20 protein-coding genes and 1 pseudogene are annotated in these 24,246 nt (G+C 68.4%); 7 read left to right on the top strand and 14 right to left on the bottom strand.

The features are described from left to right. The first annotated feature begins 48 nt into the window (after positions 1 to 48). Together metE and DMB37_RS17895 are read left to right on the top strand one after the other, a co-directional pair. Positions 49 to 2,352, top strand: a complete 2,304-nt coding sequence (gene metE, locus DMB37_RS17900) for a 5-methyltetrahydropteroyltriglutamate--homocysteine S-methyltransferase (RefSeq protein ID WP_135233686.1) — start codon at positions 49 to 51, stop codon at positions 2,350 to 2,352. 335 nt (positions 2,353 to 2,687) lie between these two features. Next, complete coding sequence (locus DMB37_RS17895) at positions 2,688 to 4,292, top strand: DEAD/DEAH box helicase (protein WP_135233685.1); 1,605 nt, start codon at positions 2,688 to 2,690, stop codon at positions 4,290 to 4,292. Between the two features lie 65 nt (positions 4,293 to 4,357). Here the strand turns inward: DMB37_RS17895 and DMB37_RS17890 are convergent, their stop codons facing one another. The 5 genes from DMB37_RS17890 to DMB37_RS17870 all read right to left on the bottom strand — a co-directional run bounded on the left by DMB37_RS17890 (position 4,358) and on the right by DMB37_RS17870 (position 7,553). After that, entirely contained in the window at positions 4,358 to 5,413 is a 1,056-nt protein-coding gene (locus DMB37_RS17890; RefSeq protein ID WP_135233684.1) for a serine hydrolase, read from the bottom strand. Beyond that, complete coding sequence (locus DMB37_RS17885) at positions 5,413 to 5,898, bottom strand: Clp protease N-terminal domain-containing protein (protein WP_240772435.1); 486 nt, start codon at positions 5,896 to 5,898, stop codon at positions 5,413 to 5,415. Before DMB37_RS17885 ends, DMB37_RS17890 begins: the two co-directional genes overlap by 1 nt. Continuing rightward, positions 5,895 to 6,125 (bottom strand): hypothetical protein, encoded by a 231-nt coding sequence (locus tag DMB37_RS17880; protein ID WP_135233683.1) that lies wholly within the window; start codon positions 6,123 to 6,125, stop codon positions 5,895 to 5,897. Before DMB37_RS17880 ends, DMB37_RS17885 begins: the two co-directional genes overlap by 4 nt. Positions 6,126 to 6,185: 60 nt before the next feature. Beyond that, entirely contained in the window at positions 6,186 to 6,917 is a 732-nt protein-coding gene (locus DMB37_RS17875; protein WP_135233682.1) for a ZIP family metal transporter, read from the bottom strand. A gap of 78 nt (positions 6,918 to 6,995) precedes the next feature. Further along, entirely contained in the window at positions 6,996 to 7,553 is a 558-nt protein-coding gene (locus tag DMB37_RS17870) for a TetR/AcrR family transcriptional regulator (protein WP_167768875.1), read from the bottom strand. A 96-nt stretch (positions 7,554 to 7,649) separates the two neighbouring features. Here DMB37_RS17870 and DMB37_RS17865 point away from each other — a divergent pair, with 96 nt between their 5' ends. Next, positions 7,650 to 8,975 (top strand): condensation domain-containing protein, encoded by a 1,326-nt coding sequence (locus DMB37_RS17865; protein WP_167768874.1) that lies wholly within the window; start codon positions 7,650 to 7,652, stop codon positions 8,973 to 8,975. Here DMB37_RS17865 and DMB37_RS17860 read toward each other — a convergent pair. From DMB37_RS17860 to DMB37_RS17850, 3 genes are all read right to left on the bottom strand, one after another. Next, positions 8,944 to 10,179, bottom strand: coding sequence for an AI-2E family transporter (locus DMB37_RS17860; RefSeq protein ID WP_135233679.1), 1,236 nt, complete (start codon positions 10,177 to 10,179; stop codon positions 8,944 to 8,946). The genes DMB37_RS17865 and DMB37_RS17860 overlap by 32 nt on opposite strands. Positions 10,180 to 10,288: 109 nt before the next feature. Continuing rightward, positions 10,289 to 14,290, bottom strand: coding sequence for a hypothetical protein (locus DMB37_RS17855; RefSeq protein WP_135233678.1), 4,002 nt, complete (start codon positions 14,288 to 14,290; stop codon positions 10,289 to 10,291). Positions 14,291 to 14,421: 131 nt separating this feature from the next. Next, the gene (locus tag DMB37_RS17850; RefSeq protein WP_135233677.1) at positions 14,422 to 15,474 is read right to left on the bottom strand and encodes an NAD(P)-dependent alcohol dehydrogenase; all 1,053 of its coding nucleotides are present in this window, start codon (positions 15,472 to 15,474) and stop codon (positions 14,422 to 14,424) included. A 344-nt stretch (positions 15,475 to 15,818) separates the two neighbouring features. On the opposite strand from DMB37_RS17850, the gene DMB37_RS17845 reads away from it, so the two are divergent. After that, a complete protein-coding gene (locus tag DMB37_RS17845) occupies positions 15,819 to 16,817 on the top strand; it encodes a S1C family serine protease (protein WP_240772434.1) in 999 nt (332 codons plus the stop codon). Here DMB37_RS17845 and DMB37_RS17840 read toward each other — a convergent pair. Together DMB37_RS17840 and DMB37_RS17835 are read right to left on the bottom strand one after the other, a co-directional pair. Further along, positions 16,814 to 17,380 carry a vitamin K epoxide reductase family protein gene (locus DMB37_RS17840; RefSeq protein WP_135233676.1) on the bottom strand — a complete coding sequence of 189 codons (567 nt, stop codon included), beginning with the start codon at positions 17,378 to 17,380 and terminating at the stop codon, positions 16,814 to 16,816. The two genes, DMB37_RS17845 and DMB37_RS17840, sit on opposite strands and share 4 nt — an antisense overlap. Further along, entirely contained in the window at positions 17,377 to 18,153 is a 777-nt protein-coding gene (locus DMB37_RS17835; RefSeq protein WP_240772433.1) for a thioredoxin domain-containing protein, read from the bottom strand. Before DMB37_RS17835 ends, DMB37_RS17840 begins: the two co-directional genes overlap by 4 nt. 190 nt (positions 18,154 to 18,343) lie before the next feature. Between DMB37_RS17835 and DMB37_RS17830 the strand changes: the two genes are divergently transcribed. Beyond that, positions 18,344 to 19,204 (top strand): LLM class flavin-dependent oxidoreductase, encoded by an 861-nt coding sequence (locus tag DMB37_RS17830; protein WP_135233674.1) that lies wholly within the window; start codon positions 18,344 to 18,346, stop codon positions 19,202 to 19,204. 6 nt (positions 19,205 to 19,210) lie between these two features. Here the strand turns inward: DMB37_RS17830 and DMB37_RS17825 are convergent. The 4 genes and pseudogenes from DMB37_RS17825 to DMB37_RS17810 form a co-directional block, all read right to left on the bottom strand. Next, positions 19,211 to 20,060: pseudogene (locus DMB37_RS17825) on the bottom strand (polyphosphate kinase 2 family protein). A 30-nt stretch (positions 20,061 to 20,090) separates the two neighbouring features. Then, positions 20,091 to 20,810, bottom strand: a complete 720-nt coding sequence (locus DMB37_RS17820; protein WP_240772432.1) for an ESX secretion-associated protein EspG — start codon at positions 20,808 to 20,810, stop codon at positions 20,091 to 20,093. Between the two features lie 5 nt (positions 20,811 to 20,815). Next, entirely contained in the window at positions 20,816 to 21,454 is a 639-nt protein-coding gene (locus tag DMB37_RS17815; RefSeq protein WP_135233672.1) for a hypothetical protein, read from the bottom strand. Between the two features lie 84 nt (positions 21,455 to 21,538). Beyond that, the gene (locus DMB37_RS17810; protein WP_135233671.1) at positions 21,539 to 21,931 is read right to left on the bottom strand and encodes a hypothetical protein; all 393 of its coding nucleotides are present in this window, start codon (positions 21,929 to 21,931) and stop codon (positions 21,539 to 21,541) included. Positions 21,932 to 22,127: 196 nt separating this feature from the next. Between DMB37_RS17810 and DMB37_RS17805 the strand changes: the two genes are divergently transcribed. Both DMB37_RS17805 and DMB37_RS17800 read left to right on the top strand, forming a co-directional pair. After that, complete coding sequence (locus DMB37_RS17805) at positions 22,128 to 22,856, top strand: GntR family transcriptional regulator (RefSeq protein ID WP_135233670.1); 729 nt, start codon at positions 22,128 to 22,130, stop codon at positions 22,854 to 22,856. Between the two features lie 58 nt (positions 22,857 to 22,914). Further along, complete coding sequence (locus DMB37_RS17800; protein ID WP_135233669.1) at positions 22,915 to 24,159, top strand: serine hydrolase; 1,245 nt, start codon at positions 22,915 to 22,917, stop codon at positions 24,157 to 24,159. The last annotated feature ends 87 nt before the right edge of the window (positions 24,160 to 24,246 follow it).

The following is a 24,246-nucleotide window of genomic DNA, read 5'->3' as shown; positions in this document are numbered from 1 at the left end:
AGTCTTCGTGGTGGGCGCCGCACAGCCATCGAAGGGAGCAGCGCGCTCATGGTGAACGTGACCGACGGCTACGGGTCGAGCATCCTCGGCTATCCGCGCATCGGGCCGCATCGAGAACTCAAGCGGGCACTCGAGGCCTATTGGCGCGGTGCGATTCCTCGCGACGAGTTGCTCGCGGTGGGCCGTGACATTCAGGAACGGCAGTTCAACGAACTCGCCGCCACCGGGTTGACCCAGGTCCCCGGCAATACCTTCTCGTTCTACGACCACGTGCTCGACAACGCGCTGATGTTCGGCGCGGTGCCCAAGCGGTTCGAGCCGTTCCGCGACGAGATGGATCCGCTGGACTTCTATTTCCTGATGGCACGCGGCAGGCCGGATCTGCCGCCGCTGGAGCTGGTGCGGTTCTTCGGCACCAATTACCACTACCGTCAGCCGGAATTGGATGCCGACACCGAATTCTCGCTGCATCCCGAGGCGTTGCTCGACGAGTTCGACCGGGCCAAGGCGCAGGGCATCGAGCTGCGACCGGTGGTGCTCGGCCCGGTGTCGCTGCTGCTGCTGTCCAAGGCGGGGCAGGTCCCCGGCGAGGACGAGTTCGACACGCTGAAGCTGCTCGACCGGCTGCTGCCCGCCTACGAGGAGCTCTTCGAGATCCTGGCCAAGCGCGGCTCCACCTGCGTGCAGCTGGACGAGCCCGCCTTCACCAGCGAGCGCACGCCCGCCGAGCTGGCCGCGTTCGAGGCTGCCTACCAACGGCTTTCGAAGGCGCCGCTGCGGCCGCGCATGCTGGTCACCGGCCAGTACGGCGATTTCGGTGAGGCGCTGCGGATCCTGGCGGCCAGCAATGTCGAGGCCATCGGGCTCGACCTGGCCAGCTACCGCATCCGGCCGGAGGAGCTCGCGGAGATTCCGGGCATTCGCCGTAAGCGCCTGTACGCCGGGGTGATCAGCGGTCAGAATGTCTGGCGCGCGGACCGTTACGTCACGCTCGAGTACCTCAACCAGCTCGCGCAGGTGTGCCCGGACCTGGTTGTGTCGACCGGCACCACGCTGCTGCACGTGCCCTACGACCTGCTCATCGAGTACGACATCCTCGGTAACGTCGCCGATCGGCTCGCCTTCGCGAAACAGAAGGTGGGCGAGGTGGTTTCGCTGGCCAAGGCGCTCACCGACGGCCCGTCGGACAGCTGGCGCAAGCGGCCGACCGAGGTGCACTTCAAGCAGAAACACGCGGTGCGCCAACGGGTTTACGCGGTCACGCCGGATATGCGGGCGCGTGAGCCCTACGCGGTGCGCCGGGAAGCCCAGCAGGCCAAGCTGAATCTGCCGCCGGTGCCGGCGACCACGCTCGGCTCCTTCCCACAGACCAACAAGATTCGGCAGGCCCGTTACGAACTGGGCCAGGGCCGGCTGTCCTTCGACGACTACAAGAAGCGGATCGAAGCCGAGATCGAGGCGACCATCCGGCTGCAGGAGGACATCGGGCTCGACGTGCTGGTGCACGGCGAGCACGAGCGCAACGACATGATCCAGTACTTCGCCGAGCTGCTCGACGGCTTCGCGACCACCCACTTCGGCTGGGTGCAGGTGTACGGATCGCGCTGCGTGCGACCGCCGATCCTCTACGGCGATGTGTCGCGGCCCGCACCGATGTCGGTGGAGTGGATCAGCTACGCCCAGTCGTTGACCGACAAGCCGGTCAAGGGCATGGTCACCGGGCCGGTCACCATGCTCGCGCGCTCCTTCGTCCGGCAGGACCTGCCGCTGCACGAGACCGCGGATCAGGTGGCGCTGGCCATCCGGGACGAGGTGGTGGACCTGGAACGGGCGGGCATCGCGATCATCCAGGTCGACGAGCCCGCGCTGCGGGAGATGCTGCCGCTGCGGCCCGAGGGGCGCGCGGAGTACCTGCGCTGGGCGGTCGGCGCGTTCCGGCTGGCCACCTCCGGGGTCAAGCCGGAGACCCAGATCCACACGCACATCGGCTATTCCGGCCGCGCCGAGGTGGTCGAGGCGATCGAGGAACTCGACTGCGACGTCACCGCGATCGTGGCGACCCGCTCGATCGACTGGGTGGTCAAGGCGCTCAAGGCGGACAGCGGCACCGATCACGGGCTGAGCCACGGTGTCGGTCCCGGCGTGTACGAGAGCCGCTCGGCGCGGATCCCGGACATCGACGAGCTGGACGAACTGCTCACCGCCGCGGCGGAAGCCATTACGCCGGAACGACTATGGGCCAATCCGGACGGTGGGCTCAAGACCAGGCACTACTGGCAGCTGGAGCCGTCGTTGCGCAACATGGTCGCTGCGGCGCGCCGGGTGCGCAGGCGCGCGCTCGCGAGCGAGTAACCGAACTACGTTGGCCGCCCCCTGTTTTCGCAGGGGGCGGTTTTCGTTCGAGGGCCGGGGGTGGCGGGTCGCCGATGGGTGAGCCGCCGATGGTCATTCCTCGCCCGAGTCATGAGTGACGTAACCCACTGGCAACCTGGCGTCGAGGAATACTCGAGGTTGCGGTAGAGTTACCCGAGGCAAGCGTTGATCTTCACGCTCCCTCTCGATCCGTCGTGGATGTCTTACCTTTCGCGTCGGCGCCTCAGCTGGGTGTCATAACACCGAACGCACGGACGACAGTCCTGCGCAGCGCTGGGGTACACCCCGATGCCTGGAAGGCACACCCACCTCATATGACGAATCCTTCTTCGAACTCTGCCGCCACCACGTCCTTCGCCGCTCTCGGAGTCGGCGCGAAGCTGGTCGGCGCCCTGACGGCGAGCGGTATCACCGCTGCTTTCCCGATTCAGTCGGCCACCCTGCCCGACACGCTGGCCGGTCGCGACGTGCTCGCCCGCGGCAAGACGGGTAGCGGCAAGACGCTGGCCTTCTCCATCCCGATGGTCGACCGCCTCGCCGGTGGCGACCGCAAGCCGGGCCGCCGTCCCCGCGGCCTGATCCTCGCCCCGACCCGTGAGCTGGCCACCCAGATCGCCGCCGCGCTCGAGCCGATGGCCACCGCCGCGGGGCTGAAGGTGACGACCATCATGGGTGGCGTCTCCCAGCACCGGCAGGCCAAGGCCTTCTCCACCGGCGTCGACATCGTCGTCGCCTGCCCCGGCCGGCTCGAGGACCTGATGCGCCAGCGTCTGGTGTCGCTGCAGGACGTGCAGATCACCGTGCTCGACGAGGCCGACCACATGGCCGACCTCGGCTTCCTGCCCGCGGTGACCCGCATCCTCGCCGCCACCCCGAGCGGCGGCCAGCGGCTGCTGTTCTCCGCGACGCTGGACAACGGCGTCAACAAGCTGGTCAAGCAGTTCATGCGCAACCCGGCCACACACTCGGTCGACACGGCGGACTCGCCGGTGCCCGCGATGACTCACCACGTCTTCGAGGTCGGCGGCGTCGAGGCCAAGCGGATCCTGGTGGAGACGCTGGCCGCGGGCTCCGGTCGCCGGATCCTGTTCATGCGCACCAAGCACCAGGCCCGCAAGCTGGCCAAGCAGCTCACCACCGCGGGGATTCCCGCGACGGACCTGCACGGCAACCTCTCGCAGGTGGCCCGCGACCGCAACCTGGCCGCCTTCACCAACGGCTCGGCCCGCGTGCTGGTCGCGACCGATATCGCGGCGCGCGGCGTGCACGTCGACGACGTCGAGCTGGTCGTGCACGTCGATCCGCCGGCCGAGCACAAGGCTTACCTGCACCGCTCCGGGCGCACCGCCCGCGCGGGCAGCTCCGGCGATGTCGTCACCGTCGTGCTGCCCGAGCAGCGCCGCGATGTCGCGGCACTGCTGCGCAAGGCGAACATCAATGTCGCCTCGCAGCGGGTGACCGCGGACGCCGCACCGGTGACGGCGCTGGTCGGTACCGTCGCACCGCGGGTCGCACCGAGTGCGATGCCCGTGGCGTCGACCTCCGAAGGGCAGGGCAACCGCAACCGGCGTGGTGGTGGCGATCGTCGCTACAGCGCGCCTGCCGGTCAGGCCCGTAGTCGTGGCGCACGGGACGGCGCGCCTGCCGGTGGGCAGCCGCGCAGCCGGACCGCGCGCAGTACCGATGACGCCGCCGCGCGCGGTGTCGCCGGTGGTCAGTCGCGTGGTCGCGGTGGGCGTGGCGGCGACGCCGCGGCGCACGTCGCCGGTGGTCAGTCGCGCAGCCGGAACGGGCGTGGCGCGAACGGTGCCGCAGCCCATGGTTTCGACAACGCGGGCCGTTCGGCGGCCCGACCGGTCCGTGGCGCCGCGCCGCGCACTCGGGCGACCCGTGAGCAGGCCCCTGCCGCGCGCGCGTAAGCCAGCGGTTCACTAACTGAAAGATCAAGGCCGCCTTCCCATTACGGGGAGGCGGCCTTTGTCGTTCAGTGCGCGGCAGGCACGGTGGCGCGGAACTGGGTGTCCAGCACTGCGAGGAAGACCTCCAGCGGGTCGTTCCAGTCGCCGTTGGTGTGCGTCACCACGATGCGCTCGCCGTCTCGGCTGCCCATTGCCCAGGCCCACGAACCCATGGTGGCTCCGGCGAGACCGTAAACCGTTGTACCGCAGGGCAGTTGTTGTTCGAACACGCCGCAGCCGTACCTGGTGTCCGCGACCCACTCCGCGCCTGCGGTGGAGACGGTGGTCCACATTTCTCGCTGCTGGGCGGGTGGCAGCAGCTGCCCGGTCAGTAGTGCGTGCACGAAGACCTGGAGATCCCCGGTGGTCGAGACCATGTCGCCTGCGGCGCCGGCCCAGGTCTGGTCCAGCTCGGTGATGTCGTGGACCGCGGCGTCCGGGGTGGGGTCGAACAACGTCGAGTAGTGGCGGGAGTGTGGCCCACGGATCTCGGTCTCGGTGCCTGCGCAGTAGGTCCCGGTCAAGCCGAGGGGATCGCAGATCCGGCGGGTGATCTCTTGTGCGAGTGGGGCATCCGTCACCTGCTCGATGATCAGTCCGGCGAGAATGTAATTGGTGTTGGCGTATCGGAAGTGCGCACCGGGGGCGAAGTAGGGCGGGTGCGCCGTCGCGATCCGGACCAGCTGTTCGGGCCGCCAGCCCGCGGCGGAGTGCACCTGTTCGTCGTCGGTGTGGTTGAACAATCCGCTGGTGTGGTCGAGCAATTGCCGAATGCTGATCGCGCCGCCGTCGTTACCGTTGCCTGCGACCAGCCCGGGTAGCCACTGCTCCACCGTGTCGTCGAGGCTCAGCCTGCCCTCGGCGACCAGTTGCAGGATCACCGTCGCCGTGAAGGCCTTTGTAGCGCTGCCGATTCGGAACTGCTCGTGTTCGGCACGCGGGCGCCCGGTCGAGGTGTCGGCCACCCCCGCCGCACCGAACCAGCGGCCCTGGTTGTCGCGGATCTCGCTGACGATGCCGGGCAGGCCGCGCTCGCGTACCGCCTTGTCCAGCAGCTGCTGAACCTCCGGATGTGCCGTCATCACGCTTCCTCGAGGGTGTGCTGGACCTGGGCTTGTAGCTCTGTCCGGTCCACGCCGGCCAGAGCGAGCGCGCGCGGTACCGTCCCGACCTCGGCCCGCAGAATGCCGAGCAGCACATGCGCGGGACGCAGATCTCGTTTGCGCGCAACGGAACCGAACCCGCGCTCCAGCGCGAGCTTGGTCGACGCGCCGACATTCGGGGCACCCTTGCCGTAGCCCTTCGCGCGCGGCACATCCAAGCCGGCGAGGGAAACCCCCGCCGCGCTCAGGCTGTGCTCGAACTCGCGGTGCAGCGCGTCGCGGATCGCCTGGTGGTCGAGTCCGGCCGCGGCCAGGACACGCTGCGGCGCGGTGCCCTCCTGTGCGGCGATCGCCAGCAGCAGGTGCTGGGCCTCGACGGTCGCCGAGCCGTCTCGCTGGGCTTCGCTGGTGCCCTCGGTGAGGACCGTGTGCAGGTATTCGTCGAATGCGGTCAGAATCATCATCGCCTCCTCAGGCTGACGCCCGCGGCGATGAGCCGCTTGGCGTGCTTCTTGTGCACCGCTTGCCGGGTGACGCCGAGGGCCTCGGCGACCTGCGGCCAGCTCCAACCCGTCCGCATCGCCTCTTCGACGGCGGCGTCCTCGAGGTGATCGGCCAAGCGCCGCAACGCGACCACGGCCGCGAGCCGGTCCGCGGGGTCGCCAGAATCGGGGATTTGGGGTGTGGGCATGAGAGCAACCTTAGTTGACTAATTCACGGATAGTCAACCTTGGTTGCTATCGGTCGGTACTCAGTGGCTCAGTGCGGCGACGAGCAGCATGATGCCCGCCCCGGTCACGGTGCAGGCCAAGGTGAGTCGGGACGGGTGGACGGCGTGCGCCTCGGGCAGGATGTCCGCCGTGGCCAGATACAGCAGGAAGCCTGCGAAATACCCGAGGTAGAGCCCGACTACGCCGTCCGGGACCTGAATGAGCGTGCCGAGGACCGCGCCGACCACCGGGGCGACGGCGTCCAAAGCGAGCAGGGTCAGCGCCCGCTTGCGCGCACTGCCGTAGAGCGTCGAGATGGTGAAAGTGTTGAAGCCGTCGGCGAAGTCGTGCGAGATGACCGCGATCGCCACCGCGGCGCCGACGGTGGCACCCGCCTGGTAGCCGAGGCCGATGCCGAAGCCGTCCAGCAGGCTGTGAAAGATCAAGCCGGACGCGGCAAGCAGGCCGACGGATTCGAAACCGTGTGTGTGCGAGCCGAATTCCTGCTCGTGCCCGGTGTGTACGGCGACCGCGCGTTCGATGACGTGGATGGTGAGAAACCCGACCACCGCGGCGATCAGCGCGGCGGGCACCCCGAGGACGTGCTGACCGGACTGTTCCAGTGCCTCCGGCAGCAGGTCGAAGAAGACCACGCCCAGCATCACGCCTGCGGCCAAGCCGAGCACCAGGTGTCTGCGGTCGCCGATGCGCACCGCGACGAAACCGCCGAACAGCGTGGAGCACATCGAAACCAGCGCCAGCAGAATCGCCATCGTTCCAGCATCGGTGAACGGCACGGGCGGGAACGGTAGCACGGGCCGGTGGGTTCGCCGGGTGGTTACCCGGTGTGCTCAGTCCGGGTCGGCCGCCGCGGCCAGCGCGTGCAGACCCGCCGCGATGGTCTCGGCGGAGGGCGCGTTGGCGGGGTCGATCAGCCATTGGACGAGCAGACCGCCGATCAGGGTCTGCACTACCGCGCCGATGGCGGGGTCGGGTGTGGCGCTGTCGGCGACGTGCGAAAGCGCTCGGCGCGCACGGGCCTGCGCGGTGCCGAGTTCGGCGCGCAGTTCGGGGGAGTGCAGCGCCTGCACGAAGCTCTCGATATTGGCGGACCAGAGCAGCCGTTCCTCGGTGAACGAGCGGATCAGGTGCTCGAGGAATGCTCGAATGCGGACGGCCGGATCGGCGGTGTCGTCGGCGGGCAGTGAGTCGAGGATCGCCTGCACGGCGGTCGCGCTCGACTCCATCATGGCCTGGCTGAGCAGCTTGTCGCGGGTGCCGAAGTGGTAGTTGATCGCGGCCAAATTGGTGCCGGAGGCGGCCACGATATCGCGCACGGTGGTGCGCGCGTAGCCGCGTTCGGCCAGGCACTGCTTGGCCGCGGCGAGGAGGTCGTCTCGGGTTCCCACATGCGCACGATAGCAGCCCGGCATACGGGTGTTTGTGACAACTGTTTCATACATTTGTTTGTGACAAGTGTTTGAAACGTGCGTATGTTCGACGGCATGACCGCACAGCGCCCCATTTCCCCGTTCGAAACCACCTTCTTCGGCACGGACACCAAGCTCGGCAGCGTCCCTACCGGCGGCATGCCGCTGTACATCGGCTCCACCGTGCACGGAGCGCTCGATCCCGAGCTGCTGCGCCGGGTCCTCGGTGAGCTGGCCGCCGTCCACCCGATGTTGCGCAGCAGGGTGATCACCGAGCCCGACGGCGCGATGTACCTGCGCCGCGACGACGACTATCGCCCGCGCCTGGACGTCACCGACGGTGACGAGGCCGACTATCTGCGGCTGGTGAACGGTCCGCGGGACTGGACCGACGGCTTGTTCCGCGCCCACCTCTTGCGGGCCGGCGAGCGCCAGCAGATCGTGCTGATCATCCATCACGGAATCGCCGATGGCCGATCGGCTTTCGCGCTGCTCGCACAGCTGTGGCGGCGCTATACCGCGCACATCGCGGGGAGTCCACTGCCGGTGGGCGACGCGGATCAGTCGTTGCCCGAGGCGATGGATACCCGCCTCGCCGAGGTCTTTTCCGACGCCGAGGTGGCCGAGTTCCTCGAACTCGCCGCCGCGGGCGTGACGATGATCGACCCGGCCGCGGCGCCGCGTGTGCTGCCCTGCGACGGGGACGGCGTCGGCGACGATCCGCTCGGCCGTTTCGCAGTGCGGCGCATCGAGTTGGACAGCACCGAAACCGCAGCCCTGATCGATGCCGCTCGCGCGCACGACATTTCGGTGAACAGCTTGCTCTGCGGCGCCGCGCTGGTGGCCTGGCGTACGCAGCTCGAACCGGCCACCGGAGCCCTGCCGCTGATCTGCGGGCACGCCATGGATCTGCGCAACGAGCTGGTGCCGCCGCTGCCCGCGAGCACGATGCTGAATGTCGCGTCCGGTGTCGGCACCCCAGCCGAGGTCGGGCCGGAGCACCGCCCTATCGATCTCGGTCTGCTGGTGACGGCCGGTATGCGGGCCGCGGTAGCGCGGCGCGACGCGGGCCGATTCCTGCTGGCCGCGCAGCGCGTCACCGACCCGGCTACGGCCGCCGCGTTCGCCGCGGCGCCCACCCTGGCGATGTCCAATATCGGCCGCCTGCCGGCACATTCGACACCGCCGGGTATCGGGCACGTGCGCGACGACGTCTTCGCGATGGGTCCGGGCATGCCGCCGAAGCTCACCGTCTTCACCGTCGGCGACCGGCTCACCATCCAGGTCGAGCACGACACCGCGCAGCACAGCCGCGCGCAGCTGGGCAAGATCGCCTCGGCGCTGGTCGAGCAGCTGCGCCGGTGCGCGGCTACTCGCCCTTCGGTCGCTCAGCTCCGGTGAACCGGATGGTCAACTGGCGGGCCCACTTTCGGTGGGGCTTGGGTGGAGGTGGCGGCAGCGGTGCACGCACATCGACGTCCGTCTGCACCTCGTAGCGTCGGATGTAGGCCCCGGAGAAAGCCTGCACGGTCGCGGTGACCGGAATGGCGAGCAGCGCACCGGTCGCGCCGAGTAGCGCGGCGCCGGCCAGCACCGCGCCGAAGGCGACGGCCGGGTGCATGTCCAGGGTGGTCGCGGTGATTCGCGGTTGCAGCACATAGTTTTCGAACTGCTGGTACACCACGATGAAGCCGAGAATCCACACGGCGTCGGAGGGGTCGTGCACCAGCGCGACGATGACCGGCAGCGCGCCGGCCAGGTAGGTGCCGACGGTCGGGATGAACTGCGAGACAACGCCGACCCACAGCGCGAGCGCGAAGGCCGAGGGCACATCGAGCACCCGCAGTGCGACGTAGTGCGCCACGGTCGAAGCGAGCGCGAGCAATCCGCGCGAGTAGATGTAGCCGCCGGTCTTCTCCACCGCGATATCCCAGGCGCGCAACACATGTCGCTGCTTGCGCGGCGGCAGCAGCGAGCACACGGCGTTGCGGAAGCGCGGGCCGTCGGCGGCGAAGTAGTAGGTGAACAGCAACACGCCCAGGGACTGGAAGATCACACTGACCGCCCGGGTGCTGATGTCCCAGGCGTTTCCGGCCGCGCCCTCGAGGTACTTGCTCCAGTCGCTGGTATATCGCTCGATGTCGGTACCGGACAGGTTCGTCTTGAAGGTGTGATTGATCCAGTCGATGCCCTGGTCGGCGTACTGCGGCGCATTGTTGACCAGCGCGGTGACCTGATCGATCAGCAGTGAGCCGAGCGTCCAGAAGAAGCCCACGACGACCGCGATCAGGACGAGGAAGACCACGCCCGTGGCCAGTCCGCGCTTCATCCCGCGACGCGCCAGCCAGTTCACCGCAGGCTCGATGGCGAAGGCCAGAAACAGCGAGACCAACAGAATGGTGAGCAAGCCCTGCAGCCGGGTCAGCGCCCAGAAGCCCGCGAACAGCCCGGCCACCGTCGCCGCGGCGAGCAGGAACGCTCGCAGCAGCCACGGCGGCGGCGTGGTCATGGCCGTCATCTCCGCGGTGACCACGGCTTCGCCAGTGGGTGCTACCGCGGACGCATCCGCAGGCGGTGTCGCGTTGTCGTCTTCGTCCGAAGCCACATCGCCAACGTACCCACCCGATTCGATCTCACCCCGCATTCCGCACTGAGGTGCCCGCAACAGCACGCCACCGGGCCCCGGGAATCCGATCCCCGGGGCCCGGCGCGGATCAGATCTCGATCGAACCGGCCGACGGCAGCGGTGTCCGCCACAGGGTGCCGATGAAATCGAGCATGCGCTGGCGGACGTCGTTGCCGTAGGACGGGTTGTTCCCCGCGATCGCGATCGCGACGAAGTAGGCCGACCCCCGACCGGTGCCGCGCAGCACCGGCGCGCTGCTCGACATCGGCAAATAGTGCTTGCCCGCCAGGTTGTTGTGGCCGCGGATGGCGACCGCCTGGATGGTGACGGTGGCGAACAGCGCGTCCCAGTCGGCGTTGCTCGATGCGGTGGCGAAGTCGTCGTTGCTGGTCAACTCGACCCCCTGGGCGGCAAGGGTGCTCGCCAGGTTCGTCCACCGGTCCTTGACCGCGGTGATCCGGGCGTCGTCGCCCGCGTAGGTCCGCACGAACTCCACGATCGGCAGGTAGGCGACCCGACCGGTGGACTGGATGGCGCCGCGGCCGCGGAACTTGTAGAAGTCCGCCTCCTGCAGGAACGCCGTCGAGCTGTCGATCGACGTCGGCACGCCGGCGGGCCAGGTCGTGCCCCGCCATTCCTGGCGGTCACGTACGGCCTGCTCGGTGGGGGCGAGCGTGCCGAACGCGGCGAGGTAGATCGGGTCGTGGAAGCAGGCGTACGCCGTGTGATTGCCGTTGCCGGTGTTGTAGGAAGCCTTGGTGAAAGCCGCCTCGCCCGGCCGCTGGATGAGGAAGGAGTCGAAGGCATAGGACAGCCCGGGATGTCCGTATCCGCCGACGGTTTCCGCGCCGCGGAATTGCAGCTTGCCACCGGTCTCGTGCAGGAATTTGGCCATCAGTGTGGCGAATTCGGGCAGTGTGATGCCCTTCGCGCCGACGCCGCGGTCGGTGCCGACGATGGGCGGGAAGGCATTCCAGGTTTCGATGAAGCGGTTGAGCGTGTCGGTGTCCATCGACATCGACAGCGGCCCCCAGCTGCCCCGCCCGGCCAGGGTCGCGGTGAACCAGCCCGCGAAGGTCTTGCCGGTGACATCGAGGAAGTAGTTGTCGATGTCGGTGGCGTCGAAGAATTCGACGGCCGCCGCCTGACCGAGCTGCGCGTCGGTCGCCGCCGTAATCGGCACGGAGGCAGTGGGTTTCCTGGTCGAGGTGTTCGTGTAATCGGGGTCGTAGGCGCCGCGCAGCGCCCTGGCGTAGGCCTCCTTCGCGGCCTCGGCCGTGATCAGGTTCTTCGCCTGCGCGTTGCCGAGTACATGCTGCAAGTCCTGTAGATCCTGGGTGGTCGTGGACGAGCGGTCACTCGGCGAGGTGCGTCCCGCGCCGAGCCCGGCGGCCGGTGCGGCCGTCGATCCGTCGCCGCTGCCCGCGCCTGCGCTGCCGTACTTGGACTGGATCTCGCGCGCCTTGGTGGCGGCCTCGGCGATCGAGATCGTGTTGTCGGACAACTTCTTCAACAGATCGGCGACCTCGGCGCGGCCGGACATGTCCCGGAAGATGCCCGGCGTGCCGAGCAGTTGCAGTGCGGCGGCCAGCCCCACCGGATCCGGGGCTGGACTCGGCGCGACGACATTGACCAGCGACTGCGGGAACGGTGTCGGCGTCGGGTTGGTAGGGACCGGCGTCGGCGTGGTCGGCACGACGGGCGCGATCTCCGGGGCCTGGATGGGGATCGGGTGTTCCTCCCACTTCCAGAAGCGGGTGTTGTCGATCTCCTCCGCGACATTGCAGTGGCCCAGTTTTCCTTCCGCGAATACGCCGCGGGTAGGCATCGTGATCAGCCGTTCGGTCCTCGCCTCGGGCGGCGGGTCCATGACCACGGTGCCCGCCGCCGTCAACGGGTACGCGACATGGTTGCCGAAAACCTCGAGCGGTGTCGGCACGGCGACGTCGGCGAGTGTCTTGCCGTCGGCCCACGGCATCGTCTCGAAGGCAACGCTGATATCCGCGGTCCGGGTGGCGAGCATGACGGCGCGGTTGTAGTAGGCGTTGTTGGTATTGACGTGGTCGATGAGCCGTTGGGCGTGCTGATACTCCTCCGGCGTCAGCGATTTGGCGGGCGACCAGGTGGGCGGCAGGTCGGCGGGGCGGGGGCCGGGGCGCCGGATGAACGTGACGGTGTTGGAGGACCCGTTCTGCCGGAAGAACAGGTCCACGTCCACGTTGTCGAGGAGCGCGATGGCGCCACCGGGATGAAAGGCGTTGATCGCCAGGCGATCCGCCCGCCAGTTGTTGTCCTCGTGCAGCACGAACTCGAAACCGACCAGGTCCCGCCAGGGGACCGGCTGGTCCGGCTTGGAGATGAAGCTGGCCGTCGCCGTATCGTTCAGCCGCTCAGCGGTATTGACGTTGCGGGTCAGGTCGCCCTTCTCCCATTCGAGCAGCAGCGGGCGGTGCACCACATTGTTGCCGTCCAGCAGGATCAGGTTCAGCATCACCTGCTGGTCGGTGGTGTCCCCGCCGCCCTCGGAGGGCTTGACGTAGAACTCGAACAGGCCGAATCGCAGATCACCCTCCCAGAACTGGGGCTGCGGCTTGTCCAAGGTGCCCGGGTCTACGCCGTGCAGCAGTTGGTTCCTGGCGACCATGTCCTTTTTCGCCAGGGCCGCGAAGCCCGGCGCGAGGGCCGGGTCCAACAGCACCGGCTCGAGGACGGCCCGGTGCCGCAGCAGTTGGGCATCGTCGAAATCGGTGATGGGTGCCGGGTATCGGACCAGCACCGCCGGGCGGCGGCGCACCCACTGCACCGCGACCCGATAGTGCCGCAGCACTTCGTAATACAGGATCGTCAGGGTGTGCGCGTGGTTGTAATTGGAGAACGTGCGGGTCTGGATCGACTCGTGCTGCTCCTGTCTGGCCTGCACCACGACCGTCGAATTGATCTCGCGCACCGCCGAACTCGCCTGGCTGAAGCTGTCGCTGAGGCGCTGCACATTCTCCGCGGTCAGGTCGCGGCTGCCGTCACTGGTCGCGGTGCTGCCGCCCATGCTCCAGGCATCGCCGACCGCCGCACCCAGGCCGACGACGCCGACGTTCGCGCTGCCGCTGCCGCCGCCGGAGTGGGCGACACCGCCCATGAAATTGGAGCCGTGCTGCATTTCGCGCAGCCCGGCCTGCACCGTCTCGCTGATCGTGCGGTCTCGGTGCGTCCGGTGCAGCACGTCCTCGGTGAGCTTGGTCTGCTCGTCCCGGCGGGTGAGGCTGTCCCAGGACCAGTCCAGGATGGCGAGTTTCACCGATTCGCCGGGCGCGAGCGGCAGGCTGTACAGGACCTCGCCGAGCGAATGACCCAGGGCGCTCCAGGTGACCTTGTACTCATCGATGTAGGCCGCGCGGTAGGGCTCGGGGATGGTGATGCCGGGTGGATCGTCGCTGAGCCGAACCACCTGGCGAGTGGTGAATTCGTGCAGGGACAGCGTGGCCGGGTACAGGTTTTCGCAGCCGTTCTCGCCGACCAATTGGTTGGGGTTGGTGGCGAACGAGGACGGTGACAGCTGCCAGTCGGTGAGATTGGGATTCTGCATGGTCGCCATCCCGCCCTCGTAATGCGGCGGCGCTATCCCGGTGGGCGGCAAGACGATTCGGCCGACCACCGCACCCGCGGTGAACCGGTTCTGGTCGAGCACGTCCACCCATTCGGCGGCACCGTAGGCGAGCGCGCGGATGGTCATCGTTTCGTAGCTGTCGAAGTCCTCGCCCGTATCGGTGACCGCGGCCGCGCCGTATCGGCGCACGGTGACCGTGTTGTCGAGCCGGCGACTGACCGGCGCGGGCAACCGGGTCAGATCGAAGGACACATACCCGACGTGGTCGGTCCACAGCACACCGAGCGGCGCGGCCCACTCGATCTCGGACTCGCAGTCCGTCGATTCGCCGGACTGCGAAGTCGCGGTCCCGTCGTCGAGGGTGTGTGATCCACCGCCGCACCGCGTTACCACCACCTCGGCATAGACCGGGTGCCGCGCGATCGCGGCGCCCGATTCTTTGTCGATGAGGAAGAGCCCGAGATTCGTATGCGTTCGCACCATGTCCATGCCAGATCCATTTCTTCCGAGTGCTGCCGGAAAGTTGCGTGGATCTGGAAGGTATCCGCGGAAATATGTTGCCGTCCCGCGTCCGTTTCGGTGATCGGACCGGGTCGATCAGTTCTGCGGCGCGGTCTACCTCAGATGGTCGACACGTCGATGACGAAGCGGTAGCGGACGTCGCTGGCGACCACGCGGTCGTAGGCGCCGTCGATCTCGTCGGCGGAGATCACCTCGATCTCCGCGCCGATGCCGTGTTCGGCGCAGAAGTTCAGCATCTCCTGGGTCTGCGCCAGGCCGCCGATCATCGACCCGGCCAGCGAGCGCCGGTAGCCCGCGATGGTGAACGGCTTGACGCTCATCGGGTTCTCCGGGAGACCGAGGATCACCAGGGTGCCGTCCAGATTCAGCAGCTTGAGGTAGTCGTCGATCGGCAGGTCGGCCGAGACGGTGTTGAGGATGAGGTCGAACCGGCCGCGCAGCTCGCGGAAGGTCTGCCGGTCGCTGGTCGCGTAGTAGTGGCTGGCGCCGAACCGCTTGCCGTCGTCCTGCTTGCTCAGCGAGTGGCTGAGCACGGTCACCTCGGCGCCGAGCGCGGCGGCGATCTTCACCCCGACGTGCCCGAGACCGCCCATGCCGATGATGGCGACCTTCTTGCCCGGCCCGGCGTTCCAGTGCCGCAGCGGCGAGAACAGGGTGACGCCCGCGCACAGCAGGGGTGCGGCCTGGTCGAGCCCGATCCCCTCGGGGATGCCGACGACGAAGTTCTCGGTCACCACGATCTGGGTGGAGTACCCGCCCATGGTGTACCCGCCGGGCTGGACGGCCGGATCGACGGGTGTGTTGTAGGTCATGGTGGCGCCGCGGGTGCAGTACTGCTCCTCGTCGGCCAGACACGGTCCGCACTTACCGCAGGAATTGACCATGCAGCCGACCCCGACGCGATCGCCGACCTGATATTTGGACACCTCGGACCCCACGGCCGCGACCAGGCCCGCGATCTCGTGACCCGGTACGCAGGGGTACTTGGTGCCGCCCCACTCGTCGCGCGCGGTGTGAATGTCGGAATGACAGATACCGGCGAATTTGATGTCGATCAGCACGTCGCGCGGACCCAGGTCCCTGCGTTCGATCGTCACTTTCTCGAATGCGCCATCAGAGGCGGAAACAGCGTACGCAGCAGCAGAGGTCATGCCTGCACCTCGCTAGCGCTCGGTTCCGGCATGCCCACTAGTGGGGCTGTGTTATTTGGTCGCTCGCTGCGCTCGCTCATGCATACATGCCTACCGCCGCATAGCTCTCTATGCCAAACATGACACATAACGGACACGCCTGAATTACGAACACGCGGGTATTTCGGCGGGCACCGGCGGTCATCGACCCGATTTCGATCTACGGTGAAGATCTCCGGCCACAATGGAATTCGCATGGCATCGAGGCGGAGTGCGATGAATGAGCAACGGTATGGGGGCCGCGCGCTGGCGATGATCGTCGCCGCGCTGCTCGCCGTGGCCGGATTCCTTGGTTACCGGGGGAATTGCCGGGCTGGCCGACCGGGGCGAGCGAACTCGCCGCGCCGACCATCGAGCAGCCCCCGCCGCCGCTGGACCCGCTGGCCGTCGCCGCGGTGGTGGACCCGGCGCTGGTGGATATCAGCGCGTCGGCCGCGCCGTTCGGACTCGGCGCCGCAGGCTCGGGCATCGTGCTCACCCCCGACGGTCAGGTGCTGACCAGCCATCATGTGGTCAAAGGCGCGGACACGGTGAGTGTCACCGATGTCGGCAACGGGCGCACCTACGACGCCGTCGTGCTCGGTTACGACGCCGGTGTCGATATCGCGCTGCTCGCGCTGTCCGGCGCGGCCGATCTGGTGACCGCGCGCATCGGCAGCTCGGCTGGCGTGCGGGTGCGCGACGAGGTGCTGGCCATCGGCAACGCGGGCGGGCTCGGCGGCACGCCGACGGCGATCCAGGGCACCCTCACCGATCTGGACAGCACCATCGTCGCGTTGAACTCCGCCGATCTGTCCCGCAAGCCGCTCACCGGGATGCTCGAGGTCGCCGCGGCGGTCAGCTCGGGACAATCCGGCGGCGCGCTGGCCGATCGCGAGGGTGCGGTGGTCGGCGTGATCGCCGCGGCGTCGGGCGACCCGGAGCGCGCGACGACCAGGCCGCCGAACGGTTACGCGGTGCCGATCGATACCGCCATGCGGGTGGTCGAGCAGATCCGTTCCGGCATTCCCACCGACACCGTGCACATCGGCCCGACGGCGACCCTCGGCGTGCTGACCACCGACGCGAAACCGAGTGGGGCACGGATCGATCTGGCGCTCTACGGACTACCCGCCTACGCGGCGGGGCTCACCCGCGGCGAGGTGATCACGGCCGTGAACGGTCGCGTGATCACCTCGGCCCGCGCACTGCACGCGGCGATCAACGTGCACAAGCCACACGACACGATCGAGCTCGAGATCCTCGACGCCGCGGGCGGCCGTCGCACGGTCACCCTGGTGCTCGCGCTTGGCACGCCGAACTAGACCAGCGACAGCCAGTAATCCTGGAACCGCAGGAAGATCAGCAACAGCACCACCGCGTAGAACAGCGCGACAATGGTCCAGCGCCACTCCGCCACCACTCGCAGCGGGCCGCGTGACCCGCCCCAGAGCTGATCGGTGACCACGGCGAGCAGCGGGGTGATGATCGCCCACACCACCATGCAGTACGGGCACAGCGCGTTGATCCGGTACAGGCTCTGGAAGATCAGCCAGCAGACGAAGCCGACCCCGGCCGCGAGGCCGAGCCACAGCCCGCCCCAGATCCATTGCGGGAACCCCACCCCGACCACCGACAGGACCCCGAGGGTGACCAGCACCGAGAAGCCGACGATGCCGATCAGCGGGTTCGGGAATCCGAACACCGCGGCCTGCTCGGTCACCATCACCGAGCCGCAGGACAGGATCGGATTGATGCTGCAGGACGGGGTGTAGCCCGGCTCGGTGAACAGCTTGAACCGCTCGACGGTCAGCGCCACCGAGGCCAGCCAGCCGGCCAGCCCGCCGAGCAGAAGAATCCAGGCGGCCCGGGGCGGGGCGGTGATCACTGCGCCGCGGCGGCGGCGATCACGGGTGCGAGGCCGCCGGGTCCCATGAGCTCTTGGCTCGACTGGATCTGCTTGCCGTTGACGAAGACCGACGGGGTCGACTTGATGCCGCTGTTGAGCACCTCGTCGGTGCGGGCCTGGATGTACTTGTCGTACTTCACATCCGTGATGCAGCTCGCCACCGAATCCGGGTAGCCCGCGGTCTTCGCGATCTGCACCAGCTTGTCGTCGGTCAGGCCCGCACCGCCCTCGGCGGGCTGCTGAGCGAACATCGCCGACACCCAGGACACGTACTTCGACGGATCCGCTTCCGCGACGCAGTAGGAGGCGTTCGCCGCGCGCGTCGAGTAACGCGTGCTGGAGGCCTTGTCCAGGAACGCGATCACGTTGTATTCGACCACCGCGGTGCCGTTCTGCACGGCCTCGTCGAGCACCTTGCCGTTGGCTTCCTCGAAGGCCTTGCAGGCGGGGCACTGCAGGTCGGCGACGACCCGGACGGTGACCTTCGCATCGGGCTTGCCGATCCGGATGGCGCCGTTGTCGGTGATCGTTCCGGTGATGCCCGACGCGTTCTGGTTCGCCGCCGCCGCGATGGCCGGGCTCGGCCCCGGGTCGTCCCTGCGGGCCTTCTTCACCGCGACACCGATACCGATCGCCGCGATGAGCGCGACCAGTACGGCGGCCACGGCCACCTGGATGAAGATCTTGCGGTTGCGGTCGGCGCGATCCGCCGCCAGCAGCGGGTTCTTCTTCCCACCCGGGTTCTTGCTCACCGTGCGTTCACCACGCCTTTCGCTCGACTGCCGGTACCTGCCGCCACGATGGTAGATCTGGAAACTTGTCCCCGCGTGGTCGGGCCACGGCCACATCATCGTGGGTCAACCTGAGAGATTCCGAAATATCGGGCGCAGACGCGGCCGCGAATCTCGCGCGTTGTCGGACCCGACGGGTAGGAATGGTGGGATGACTGTCCTCGGTGCCGTATTTCGCCCCCAGAATCCGCCGGAACGCCTGCGTGCCGTGGCCATGGCCGCGGAGGCGGCCGGGCTCGAGCAGCTCTGGCTCTGGGAGGACTGTTTCCTGGAGAGCGGAATCGCCAGTGCCGCAGCGGCATTGGCCTGGACCGAGCGGCTGAGTGTTGGTATCGGGCTGCTGCCGGTGCCGCTGCGGAACGTGGCGCTCACCGCGATGGAGGCCGCCACGCTCTATCGCCTGTTCCCCGATCGGGTGCAGCTCGGCGTCGGACACGGCGTGCAGGACTGGATGGGGCAAGTGGGGGCGCGGGTGCAGTCCCCAGTCACGCTGCTCGGTGAATATCTGGACGCGTTGCGCGCGTTGCTCGCCGGCGAACGGGTCACCACCTCGGGTCGCTACGTCCAGCTCGACCAGGTTGCGCTGGATTGGCCGCCGCTCGCGCCGCCGCGGATCTACGCGGGCGCCCGTGGACCGCGCTCGATCGAGCTGTGCGGCGCGCACGCCGATGGGACGCTGCTGGATTCGATCACCGATGCCGACGGTGTGCGCGCCGCGCGGGCGCTGATCGAGCAGGGCCGCGCCGCGGCGGGGCGCACCGACGAGCATGTGATCGTCGCGAGTCTGCTGGCCGTCACCGGTCCGGACGCCGCGGCCAGGCTGGCCGCCGAACGCACCCCGCAGCACGCGCCCGGCGCGGGCGTCGCCGGTGACGCGCACGCCGTGGCGGCTGCGGTTCGCACCCTGGCCGAGGCGGGTGCCGCGACCGTCATCGTCCAGCCGACGGCCGACGAGCCGGATCCCGAGGACTTCGTCCGCTTCGTCGCCGAGGAGGTCCGCCCGCTCGTGTGAACCGGGTCAGGCTTGGGCGAGGCGGCGCTTTTGTTCGGCTACATCGAAATTGGCTGGGGGCCAATCGAGGTCGAGGCCGGTCAGGGCGTCGATGAGGAGTTCGGTGACGGCCAGGCGGGAGAACCATTTGCGGTCGGCCGGGATGACGTGCCAGGGGGGCGTAGTCGGTGGACGTGCGGTCGAGCATGGCCTGGTAGGCCTCTTGGTAGGCGGGCCAGAAGCCGCGCTCGTCGATGTCGGAGGGGTTGAACTTCCAGTACTTGTCCGGTCGTTCCAGGCGTTCCATCAACCGCTTCTTCTGTTCGTCGAGGGAGACGAACATGGCGACCTTCACCAGCGTGGTGCCCTCGTCCACGAGTTCGCGCTCGAAGGTGTTGATCTCGTCGTAGCGCGGTTCCCACTCTTTCTGCGGAACCAGGTTGTGCACCCGCACCACCAGCACGTCCTCGTAGTGCGAGCGATCGAACACGCCCAGCTGGCCGCCGCGTGGCAGCGCGTTGCGGATGCGCCACAGGTAGTGGTGGCGCTGCTCCTCCTCGGTCGGCACCCCGAACGCGTGGTGGTCGACGCCTTGCGGATCGACCGAGCCGATGACGTGCCGGACGATGCCGCCCTTGCCCGCGGTGTCCATGCCCTGCAACACCAGCAGCACATTGCGCAGATCGCCGGATCGTCCATTGGCGTAAAGCTTTTCCTGCAGACCCGACAGCACAACGGTGCGCTCGGCGAGCAGCTCCTGGCCCGCCGCCTTGTCGCCGTCGAATCCGGGCGTGCCGGAGGTGTCCAGGTCGGCGATCTTCAAGCCATCGGCTTTGAGCGCCTCGGTGGCCGGAACGGACCAGTGCTTCTTCGCCATCTCACACAACTACCACAGCGGGCCCTCGCCTCAGCGGATGTGCGCGAGCCCGATCAGCTGGGCCGCGAAGTCGTCGTCGGAGACCGGGGTGAGGATGAGGTCCTGGGACGTGGTCAGCAGGTAGCGCCCGTCGCCGGTGAAATCGAGCCAGGTGCGGTGGCGCGTCGGCGGCGACATCGGATTGTCGGGTTCCACGGTGACGGTCAGGAATCCGCGCCCGTCCACCGGCTTGCGCAGCGTCTGCCGGAATCGGGCGGCGCCGCGATGGCCGTTGGTGACGAAGGGCTCGGTGCGGTCCGGGCTCAGCACCGCGTCCTGCGGCTCCCGCATGGCGGCGAGCTTGCCGGCCGGGGCCGAGCCGATGATCTGCACCAGGCGCTCGCCGACCGCACGGGCGTGACACATCAGCACGGTCACCTTCTCCGGGGTGGCGACCAGGATGCCCGCGTGGTTGTGCACCACCGCGGCGAAGGCGAGGATGCGCTCGGTGTCGGCGCCGGAGCCGTTGCGCGGGGGCGTGTTCCGCTCGCCGGAGACGGTGATGGTGGTCGCGTCGGAGCGCCCGCACAGCATGAGGGCGGCGGCCAGGTCGGGGTCGGCCTGGCGGGCGAAGCGCTGCGGCAAACGCAGTGCGGCGTACTCGGATTCGGTGCGCACGGTGGCCGCGGGCACCATGTTGACCGGGTAGGGCCTGCGGTCGAGGCTGGTTTCGTTTTCCCAGACATGCGAGAACTCGTCCGGGGTGAGCACCCATTTCACTGTGCGGCGCCCCCATCGCCCGCGGGCAGTGGCCCCTCGGGTGGTGGGGTGAAACGCGGCACGTGGTTTCCGGAGGCGGGCATGGTCTGGGCGTAGACGTAGGTCATCGTGTCCCGGACATCGGCCTCGATATCGGCCGCCGCGCTGTCGTGCGCCATGCGTCGCTGGCCGCCGTACACCGCCTCGGCGGCCGGATCGTCCAGCGGCCGATACGGGACCGGCGGCGGAATCGCGGCCCGGATCGCTTGCGCGGCATCGCAATTCAGCTCCAGCAAGCGGGCGACCGCCTGGCACACGTCGTGGGCGTCGGTACCGGCGAGGACGAATTGCCGGGTGGCCCGTAACGCGGCGTCGGCGGCGCGGCCGGACCAGCGGGCGAATTCCCGGTTGGCGGTGTCGGAAAAGGCTTGGAACGCTTCGGCTATCGCGTCGGCGTTCGACTGCCACACCGCCGATGCGTGGCCCAGCGCGGCCGGGTCGAGCGCTTCGTGGACGAGGTCCCAGATCTCCTGGTGGCTGTAGGAGCCGAATCGTTCCCGCTCCGGCGCGTACGCGGGATCGGTTGTGCCGGAGTGCAATCCGGCCAGTTCCCGGCGGATGTGCTCGGCGGCCGCGCGGGCGGCGGAGTCTGCCACGGCGATCCCCTCAGCCCGCTCGACGGTGCCCGGCGGGGCCCGGGGTGGTGCCCGAGCACGCCCGCGGCCCGACGCGAGGATGTTTCATCGTGCCTCTAAGTGTTCGGCGACCAGGTCCAGGGCGGCCTTGTGCGCGGCTTCGGCGTCGGCGAACTTCTTGCCCGCCGCCAGATATGCGGCCTTGAACAGCAGCGCCGTCTCCTGGAAGGCGGCCAGCGTATCGAGGTACTGCCTGCCCTTGCCGCTGAAGCCGCGGGTAAGGCCTTGTCCGCTCGGCAGATTCGGAAATCCGGTCACCTCGGTCACCAGCTGCCCGGTGGCCATGGCCCGGTGCAGGTCCTCGACGAGCTGGTCGCAGGCGGCGGCGAGGTTCTCGGCGACGTCGGTGGCCAGCTCGAAGGGCCGATCCCCACTCGCGCCGGTGGCCGCCGCGTACAGCTGCCTCGCCGTCCCCTGCCCGGTGTCCGGTACCGCCATCTGGGAACCCCCTCTGTTCGGTCCACTGGCTGTTCGGTCCATAGGCGCAGTGCCGTACTGGATGGGCACTCTACCGGGCGGTAACCCCTCTGGGGACCGGCTTGGTCTCGCGCTGTGCCTGTGATGTGGGGCACGATTGTTGCATTCTTCTCCCGGCCTGCGGCGGCCGGAGGCGGTGTGCGCAGAGAGGCGACCGGTGCCCGAAATCGATGAAGTACTGCCGAAATATCTGCGGATATCGGAGTACCTCCGAGATCGCATCGAGCGCGGCGAGCTCGCGCCGGGTGCCGAGGTGCCCTCCGAACGTGAACTCGCCGCCCAATGGCAGGTGGCCAGGCCGACCGCGGCCAAGGCGCTGAATACCCTGCGGCAGCAGGGAATAGTGGAGTCCCGGCGCGGTTCCGGAACCTATGTGGCCGACCGGCCCGGTGCGCCGGTGCTGCGCGAGCAAGTACCGCGCTACGGTTCTGCCTACGCCGAAGACGAGTCGGTGACCGTGCTGGCGGCCGCCCTCGTCGCCGCGCCCGGGCTGGTCGCCGAGGTGCTGGCACTGCCGAGCGGCAGCCCGGCGATCATGCGAAAGCGATTGACCGACAATGGATCCGGCGGCACCGAGCTTGCCACGTCCTGGTTCGACGGCACGCTCGCGGCAGCGGCGCCCTTGCTGTTGCGGACCGAACGTCTGCCCGGCGGCACCCTGCGCTATCTCGAATCGGTGACCGGCCTGCGGGTCGCCTACCTGCGCGACCGGGTCGGCGCCCGGCTCGCCACCGCCGACGAGCGGCGCGGGCTCGGGTTGGCCAGGCCCGCCGCCGTGCTGGTCTGTCAGCTGACGCTGCACGCCGCGGACGATGCCGTGCTCCAGCTCGACGAGATCGTCCACCCTCCCACGAGATGGCTGTTCCAGCAGGAGTGGTCGAGCTGAGCGCCGCGCCCGCGCGCACCGATCCCGGATGCCGCCGAATGGTCGATATGCTGGGCGAATGAGCGCACTCCCTGGCACGTTGGTGACGGTGGCCGAGGATCTGGACTCGGTGACCACGGTCGGTGACGAGGACGATCCCGCGGCGGCCGGATTGGCCGCGGCCGACGTCGACGCGCTGTGGGAGTCGGTGCGGGACTGGTATCGCATGGGCACCACGCCCGCGATTCAGGTGTGCCTGCGGCGCAACGGGAAGATCGTGTTGAACCGGGCCATCGGGCACGGGTGGGGAAACGCGCCGGGCGACGGGCCGGACGCGGTGCAGGTGCTCGCGACGCCGGAGACCCCGTTCTGCGGATTCTCCACCGCGAAAGGAGTTTCCGCGGCGCTGATGTTCATGCTGGTGGAGCAGGGCGCTTTTCGACTCGAAGACCCGGTGTGTACCTACATTCCCGAGTTCGCCGCCAACCGCAAGGAGCGGATCACCATCGGCCACGTGCTGTCGCATTCGGCGGGCGTGCCGTTCGTAACGCCGCCCTACAAGGGGTTCGAATTGGTCGTCGACGAGGAATTGGCCGCGCAAGGATTGACCGATCTGGTCCCCAGTTGGCCGCCCGGGCGATTCCGGATCTACCACGCGCTCACCAGCGGACTGATCCAACGGCTGCTCGTGCAGCGGGCGACCGGAAAACGCATGCGCGAACACCTCGCCGAGCAGGTGCTGGACCCACTGGGATTCCGGTGGAACAACTTCGGCGTACGACCCGAAGACGTCGGCAAAGTCGTGGCCGGCGTGAAGACCGGGCCGGGACCCTCGCGCATCTCGAAATACCTGGCGCGCAAAGCACTCGGCGGCGGGATGGGCGGCGCGGTATCGGAATCCGCGACCCGGACCTTCCTCACCGCCGAACTCCCGTCGGGCAATCTGGTCACCACCGCCGTCGAACTGTCGCGGTTCTACGAAATCCTCGCGCGCGGCGGCGAACTCGACGGTGTGCGGATCATGCGGGAAAGCACGCTGCGCGACGCGATCCAACCGGCCGACCGCATGCCCGGGCTGGCCGGGCGGGTGAGCCGAGCCGGATTCGAGCTGGGCGGACGGAAATCGAAGTTCGGGCGCAACACCCGGATTCACTTCGGTCGCAGCGGATTGACGACCCAGTACGGCTGGGCCGATCCGGCCCGCGGGCTGGCCGGAGCGATCTTGACCAGTGGCAAGGCAACCACCGATACGCAGCGGCCGTGGCAACTGGTCGCGCAGATCTCCGACCGCGTCGGGCCGAGCGACCGGCCGACCTGGTGGTGATCGTCCGCGCAAGCCCCGAAAAGTAGGGTCGGCGCGAAAGTCGCTGCCGTGTAGCGAATTTGGACATTCGACCGATAGGGGACTCGG

This window comes from Nocardia sp. CS682 (assembly GCF_004634405.1).
In the GTDB taxonomy this organism is placed as follows: domain Bacteria; phylum Actinomycetota; class Actinomycetes; order Mycobacteriales; family Mycobacteriaceae; genus Nocardia; species Nocardia ninae.
This window is presented reverse-complemented; position numbering and strand designations above follow the sequence as displayed.

Coding starts and splice junctions, on each gene's coding strand:
- DMB37_RS17880 (WP_135233683.1), bottom strand. CDS start 6,125: ATGCCCACACCCCAAATCCCCGATTCTGGCGACCCCGCGGACCGGCTC.
- metE (WP_135233686.1), top strand. CDS start 49: ATGGTGAACGTGACCGACGGCTACGGGTCGAGCATCCTCGGCTATCCG.
- DMB37_RS17875 (WP_135233682.1), bottom strand. CDS start 6,917: ATGGCGATTCTGCTGGCGCTGGTTTCGATGTGCTCCACGCTGTTCGGC.
- DMB37_RS17865 (WP_167768874.1), top strand. CDS start 7,650: ATGACCGCACAGCGCCCCATTTCCCCGTTCGAAACCACCTTCTTCGGC.
- DMB37_RS17800 (WP_135233669.1), top strand. CDS start 22,915: ATGAGCGCACTCCCTGGCACGTTGGTGACGGTGGCCGAGGATCTGGAC.
- DMB37_RS17850 (WP_135233677.1), bottom strand. CDS start 15,474: ATGACCTCTGCTGCTGCGTACGCTGTTTCCGCCTCTGATGGCGCATTC.
- DMB37_RS17830 (WP_135233674.1), top strand. CDS start 18,344: ATGACTGTCCTCGGTGCCGTATTTCGCCCCCAGAATCCGCCGGAACGC.
- DMB37_RS17855 (WP_135233678.1), bottom strand. CDS start 14,290: ATGGACATGGTGCGAACGCATACGAATCTCGGGCTCTTCCTCATCGAC.
- DMB37_RS17895 (WP_135233685.1), top strand. CDS start 2,688: ATGACGAATCCTTCTTCGAACTCTGCCGCCACCACGTCCTTCGCCGCT.
- DMB37_RS17810 (WP_135233671.1), bottom strand. CDS start 21,931: ATGGCGGTACCGGACACCGGGCAGGGGACGGCGAGGCAGCTGTACGCG.
- DMB37_RS17885 (WP_240772435.1), bottom strand. CDS start 5,898: ATGATGATTCTGACCGCATTCGACGAATACCTGCACACGGTCCTCACC.
- DMB37_RS17890 (WP_135233684.1), bottom strand. CDS start 5,413: ATGACGGCACATCCGGAGGTTCAGCAGCTGCTGGACAAGGCGGTACGC.